The sequence below is a fragment of the Mesorhizobium sp. M4A.F.Ca.ET.050.02.1.1 genome (assembly GCF_003997725.1).
GTDB lineage: Bacteria > Pseudomonadota > Alphaproteobacteria > Rhizobiales > Rhizobiaceae > Mesorhizobium.
The window spans coordinates 1-1,582 of the sequence record NZ_RZSG01001078.1; the positions used below are offsets into that span (position 1 = coordinate 1).

Below are 1,582 nucleotides of genomic sequence, written 5' to 3' on the forward strand. Positions count from 1 at the left end.
TTATCACATTCTGTAGAAGCGGATCGTCGCGTCCCGTCACATTCGACACGCCTTTTGTCACAGGCCAGCCTAATTTTCAACTATCTTCGCATTCAGGCGGTTGAGGGTCATTTTGATCGCGACATTGACAGAATGATGGCTACATGGGATTGCCGGGCGACGCGGGTATGGCGGAATTGGTAGACGCACCAGATTTAGGTTCTGGCGTGAAAACGTGGGGGTTCGAGTCCCTCTACCCGCACCAGCCCATCGGCTGACAAACCGAGTCGCCACGGTCACGTCTCGAAGACCTTGCCGGTGAACCATTCGCTCAATCCCGCCAGTTCAGGACCGAGCACGCGGTCGGCCCCGACCGCCGGTACGATGGTCCTGACGTCGGCAACGAACGGCTGCAGCGCAGGCGGTGCCTCGCGGCCGGTGACGTGAAGGGCCTGCGAGGCGATCATCGCCAGCATCGCCATCGCCGCGTCGAGGCAGCGGCCGGCGGTCGCCTCCTTGGTCCAGGCGAGGAACGCCGTGGTCGCGACATCGTCCTGGCCGGCACCGGCAGATTCCGTTCCTGGGATGAAGGTGCGTTGCGCCGCGAGCTTCGCCTGCTCCAGATAACCGGTGATCGCCATCGGCACATAGCCGACATTGCCGTGGCCGTCGCTGTCGGCCCAATGCCGGTCCGTCATCAAAAGATCGGGCAGCAGGGAGACCTTACCGTTCAGGAGCTTCGAGGCGTGGCGGTCGCAGAGCAGGCAGACGTCGGCCCAGATCGCTGCCAGATCGTCGAGCGCAGGCGTGGCCATCGCATTGTGATAGCCGCCGGTGCTGATGCAGCGCCCGAGCGGATACGCCTCGTCCGGCGGTACGTAGACCGGATTGTCCGAGATCGACGCCAGCGACACGGTCGCCGCCCGTTCCGCGCCGGAAAGCGCGCGATGCGCCTGGCCAAGCACGCGCGGCACGATGCGGTAGCTGACCGGCGCCTGGTAGTTGCGCCGTCCGTCGCCGGCGCCGGTGAGATATTCCCTCAAACCTTGCAGCGCTGCCGCCTCGTGTTCGTCGCCCCAAAGCCCGTCGAGTGCGGCGTCGTAATGTTCGAGCGGTGCGCGAAAGGCTTCGATCGACAGCGCAAACACCTTGTGCGCGAGGCCGATGCGGCGGCGCGCCGCGAGCGCGGCGTCCGCCACCAGCGCCGCCGCGCAGGGCGAGCCGTTGATGAGCGATCCCCGCTCCTTGACCTCCAGGTCGAAGCGCGTCGAAAGCCCGGCGAACAGCGGATAGAGAGCCAGGATCTCGCCGGCGCCGCCCTGGCCCTGCGACGGCACGATCGGCATCGGCCCGCCGTCCAGCATGGCGGCAACAGCTTGCGCGATGCGCGGCGAGGTGGCGGCATTGCCTTCAATGAAGTTGGTGAGACGGGCAAGCACGATCGCCCTGACCACGCGCTCCGGCAGCGGCTCGCCGAAAGAGGTCGCGGCAGCGAACGCCTTGATGCGCGCATGGCGGTCGCGCTCGTCACGCTCGAGCTTGCGGCTCGCCAGTTCGCCCATCGCCGTGGTGACGCCATAGATGATCGGTGCGGGATCCGTCT

Annotated in this window: 1 protein-coding gene and 1 tRNA gene; one reads left to right on the plus strand and one right to left on the minus strand. The window is 66.1% G+C overall.

Annotation, left to right across the window (positions count from 1 at the left end):
• Positions 1–161 precede the first annotated feature (161 nt).
• A tRNA-Leu gene (locus EOA33_RS35100) sits at positions 162–244 on the plus strand.
• A 31-nt stretch (positions 245–275) separates the two neighbouring features.
• Here the strand turns inward: EOA33_RS35100 and EOA33_RS35105 are convergent.
• On the minus strand, positions 276–1,582 hold a 1,307-nt coding region (locus EOA33_RS35105; protein ID WP_127407677.1), incomplete at its 5' end, for an aromatic amino acid lyase.